The organism is Sulfurovum sp. (genome assembly GCF_041562805.1).
Lineage (GTDB): Bacteria > Campylobacterota > Campylobacteria > Campylobacterales > Sulfurovaceae > Sulfurovum.
Genome location: NZ_JBFFOH010000198.1, coordinates 1 through 3,948 on the forward strand (window position 1 = coordinate 1; position 3,948 = coordinate 3,948).

Sequence of the window (3,948 nt, forward strand, 5' to 3'; positions counted from 1 at the left end):
CGAGTAACGAAGCTGTTACAGCGACATTGAGAGACTCAACACCACGTTGCATAGGGATGGCTATGCTTTTATCACATACATCCTCTACAGGCTTACTAACACCTTCGCTCTCGTTACCCAGAACAAAGATAGTCTTGTTGCCATAGCTTTGATCTTTGTAACTCTTTGAAGCATGGGATGAGAGCGTATAAAGATCTGCACCCTCACCCTGAAAAGATCGTAGCGTCTTTGTAAGGTTACTCGTTTTAATGATAGGCATTTTAAAAAGTGTACCTGCACTTGCTTTTATGACCAGTGAAGATATCTGCGCTCCGCCTCTGGTAGGAAGCAAGATAGCATCTACATCTCCTGCGGCACAAGAACGGATGATCATTCCCAGGTTTTGTGGGTTCGTTACACCATCAAGTGCGATGATACGATAACTTTCATGTGCATCCATAAAGCTATTTTCATCTTCCATAAATTCTAAAACCATATCAAGGGCAACCCCTTGGTCTTGTTTCGCATTTTTGGAGATGCGAGAGAGTGCCTGTTTGTCGTGGTACACAACTTCAATCTCTCTTTTTTTAGCAATGTCTTTCATTTGTTCAAGTACATCAGCATCTTTGTTTGACTTTGAGAGATGCAGTTTATGGATGGTGATACTTTCATCTTCAAGTGCTTCCATCACAGGATTACGTCCGTAAACAGTGAGCACTTTATCGTAGAAAGATTTTTTAGCTATATATTCAGGCGAATCCTCTGTAAAAGTATTTGCCACTTATCTTTCACCATTCCAGGCTATCTTAGGTTTTCCATTTTCATCAAAATCAACTGCAGGCATACCCATAATGTTATACCCGGCATCCACATAATGGATCTCACCGGTCACACCAGAACTTAGGTCAGAAAGCAAGTACATACCTGAGTTTCCTACTTGGTTGATGGTTACATTCTCTTTCAAAGGAGAATGCGCCTGGTTCCATTTGAGCATAAAGCCAAAGTCACCTATACCTGCAGCTGCAAGTGTCTTAATAGGACCGGCTGAGATTGCATTTACACGGATACCGTCTTTACCAAGGTCTTCTGCCAGGTATTTTGTTGTCATCTCTAAAGCTGCTTTAGCCACACCCATAAGGTTATAGTTAGGGATGTACTTCACTCCACCGTAGTAGCTAAGTGTCAACACTGAAGACGAACTGGAAAGGATAGGTTTTAACTCACGTACGATCTCTATGAGTGAATAGACAGAAATGTCCATAGCCACATCAAATGCTTCTTTAGAAATCTCATAAAAACGACCACTCAAACCCTCTTTAGGTGCAAAAGCAATAGAGTGAACGATGAAATCTATCTCTCCCATATCTTTTTCAAGAGATTCTTTAAGTGCTTTGATCTCTTCTGGCTTACTTACATCACAAGGATAAAGTCTTGCGCCACAATCTAAGTCTTCTGCGATAGGAGCCAGTTTTTGCTCAAATCTTTCATTTAAAAAAGTAATAGCCATCTCAGCACCCTGCTCTTGACAAGCTTTTGCGATACCGTATGCGATAGACTTTTTGTTGGCGATGCCTAAAATAACACCTTTTTTGCCCTTCATGACCATATATGTACTCCCTTAAAATTAATTCTCATATTTTACCATTATTGCGTTAAAATGTACATCTATTTTCTAACAAACTAAGGCTATGAATGAATAAAATACTTATTATCAGTACAGGTGGCACATTTAATAAGGTATATGACCCAATAAAAGGTGATTTTTCTATAGATAATACGTCTCATGCACTGGAGCAGATAGCATCCAAATGGCTTTGTGAATTTAATATCGTTAACATCATCGGTAAAGACAGTCTAGATATGACCAATCACGACAGATTGGAACTATTGGCCACTATCAGTCACTCTGAGTATCATCATATACTCATCGTGCATGGAACAGATACAATGGATGTTACAGCTGAGTATCTAGCAGATGCGGATTTGGAAAAGTGTATTGTCCTCACTGGAGCTATGGTTCCATACAGTGTAGACCCTGTAGAAGCTACTGCAAATCTATCTTCAGCTTATGGATACATAAATGCTTTGGGACAAGAAGGTATTTTTATCGCTATGAATGGTGTCATGGGGCCTTATGAAAAGGTAAAAAAAGACAGAAGCAAAGGCCGGTTCAGCCTATAGGAACACTACAAAGAGTGTTCTGTTACTTATGATTATCTACAGTTGGGGGAATGATCTCTCCTGAAGCCTGCATGCTTAATGCTTCGGGGTATTTTTTATAGTGTTTTCGTACTGCATTAGCTAAAGCTTTTTTAGTCTTTACGTCTACTGGTGTCGGTGTCTCATTAGGTAGTGCTTTGAGTAATGCCTTGACTAGGATATCTTGAGGTTCAGGCATTTTTTCTACCCATGTAGCCAGTATATCTCTGTTCACATGAGAAGGTATAGAACCCATGATACCTACATCATTCTGGTCATGTACCAGTAAGCCTGATGTTGTACCTCTATCCAATGTAAGTACCTGGAAAAGATAGAGTGTATGGTACGCCAGTTGTTCTTCTTTATCTTCTTGTGTAAATGTAGGATATTCAGCCAGTTTTGCAGAAATAATAGCGATATATGTGTCTATGACCCTTTCACCAACTTCCAATACAAATGCTTTATCTTCTTCAAAATTTCCACTATTGTAACCTTCGAGATAGTAATGGCTTACACCACGATGTCTTCCAAGTACAGGAATATGGAAATATCTGTCACCCTGTGCAGCACCCTCATCATAAAGTTCACCTGTAACTTTTTCAAGTATTTCAGAAAAACGCTTTTTATCTGACTCAGATTCGCCTATGATCGAAGGGTTTAGGTCAGCCATCACACGCCAATACCCTTCTCCATCTCTCATCTGTGTCCAAGAGATGTGCATATGCATGGAAGGTACATGCGGATTACTCGGGTGAATTATTGTAGAAATTGCAGTAGCCGAACCTAATTTTTTCTTTTTGTCATCATCATAATGTACCTGAGAGAAATTAACAGAAGCTCTGTCAAATACAACAGCATCTCTTGCTTCATAACGTACACCACCACCATGTTTACCCCCATCACGTCCCCATGAAACTGCTTCACAGGATTTCCCTGCTCCAAACTTCAAAGAAATCGAGTTTAATTTTGATACAAAATAGGCCTGTAATCCGTTTACAAGACTACTTGCTTCTTTTGCCTGTGGTGATTTTGCAGGGATTATCATAATAGCTGACCTTTGTTTTTAAATTTAGAATTCTCTGATTATATCATAGTAAGTTTTATTTCATTTTGATACAATAAGCCCATTAATAAATTACTATAAAGAAGCACAATGAAACGACATTTTATACTGGTAGCATTTGTTGCACTAGGGCTCTCAGGATGTACAAGCTCTATGGACTATCTCATAGAAGCAGATGAACCTACAAAACCAAGTCAGCAAACTCAAACTCAAATAACATCGACACAATACGACTATGAAGAGCCAACTCCTGAAAAAAAAGAGGCTTATGAGAAGAAAATGAGAGGCATAGCCTCAGGCATTAAAGATGATCCTAATTATCAAAGACTTGCTCTTAATACGCCTGAGAAAAAAGAGTGGTTTAAAAAATTGACCTACAGACTGTGGGACAGACAGATCACACGACAGCAGTTTATCGCTGAAGGGTTAAGTAGATACCCTGATCATGGATATGAACTTAATTTCATTGTCAGAGGCTTTACCTTTGACTAAGCATAAGGAATCGGGTCTTTACTTCCCGCTTCTTTAAACCCTTTCAATCTTAATCTACAGCTGTCACAGACACCACAAGCCATCTCTTCAGATTTATAACAACTCCACGTATCTTTCAATGGTACATCAAGCTCTAAAGACTTTTGCACTATCTGACTTTTCTTCAAAGCCACCAATGGCATCTTTATCTCTAAATTCGTTTCATCTTTTGTACC

Annotated in this window: 6 protein-coding genes; 2 read left to right on the forward strand and 4 right to left on the reverse strand. The window is 39.2% G+C overall.

Translation table 11 applies throughout. From position 1 onward, the window contains the following. Together ABYK33_RS14395 and fabI are read right to left on the reverse strand one after the other, a co-directional pair. Positions 1 to 760: TrmH family RNA methyltransferase (locus ABYK33_RS14395; protein ID WP_373033989.1), on the reverse strand; the 760-nt coding region annotated here is incomplete at its 3' end. Then, a complete protein-coding gene (fabI, locus tag ABYK33_RS14400; RefSeq protein WP_373033990.1) occupies positions 761 to 1,585 on the reverse strand; it encodes an enoyl-ACP reductase FabI in 825 nt (274 codons plus the stop codon). Positions 1,586 to 1,671: 86 nt separating this feature from the next. On the opposite strand from fabI, the gene ABYK33_RS14405 reads away from it, so the two are divergent. Continuing rightward, on the forward strand, positions 1,672 to 2,160 hold the full coding sequence (locus tag ABYK33_RS14405) for an asparaginase domain-containing protein (protein ID WP_373033991.1): 489 nt from the start codon (positions 1,672 to 1,674) through the stop codon (positions 2,158 to 2,160). A gap of 22 nt (positions 2,161 to 2,182) precedes the next feature. Here ABYK33_RS14405 and ABYK33_RS14410 read toward each other — a convergent pair whose 3' ends face one another. Next, positions 2,183 to 3,223, reverse strand: coding sequence for a coproporphyrinogen III oxidase (locus ABYK33_RS14410; protein WP_373033992.1), 1,041 nt, complete (start codon positions 3,221 to 3,223; stop codon positions 2,183 to 2,185). Positions 3,224 to 3,331: 108 nt separating this feature from the next. Between ABYK33_RS14410 and ABYK33_RS14415 the strand changes: the two genes are divergently transcribed. Then, on the forward strand, positions 3,332 to 3,733 hold the full coding sequence (locus tag ABYK33_RS14415) for a hypothetical protein (protein ID WP_373033993.1): 402 nt from the start codon (positions 3,332 to 3,334) through the stop codon (positions 3,731 to 3,733). Here the strand turns inward: ABYK33_RS14415 and ABYK33_RS14420 are convergent. Beyond that, positions 3,730 to 3,948: 7-cyano-7-deazaguanine synthase (locus tag ABYK33_RS14420; RefSeq protein ID WP_373033994.1), on the reverse strand; the 219-nt coding region annotated here is incomplete at its 5' end. The genes ABYK33_RS14415 and ABYK33_RS14420 overlap by 4 nt on opposite strands.

What these genes read in the sequence shown, in the direction of transcription:
- fabI (WP_373033990.1), bottom strand. Translation starts at nt 1,585, where the DNA reads ATGGTCATGAAGGGCAAAAAAGGTGTTATTTTAGGCATCGCCAACAAA.
- ABYK33_RS14405 (WP_373033991.1), top strand. Translation starts at nt 1,672, where the DNA reads ATGAATAAAATACTTATTATCAGTACAGGTGGCACATTTAATAAGGTA.
- ABYK33_RS14410 (WP_373033992.1), bottom strand. Translation starts at nt 3,223, where the DNA reads ATGATAATCCCTGCAAAATCACCACAGGCAAAAGAAGCAAGTAGTCTT.
- ABYK33_RS14415 (WP_373033993.1), top strand. Translation starts at nt 3,332, where the DNA reads ATGAAACGACATTTTATACTGGTAGCATTTGTTGCACTAGGGCTCTCA.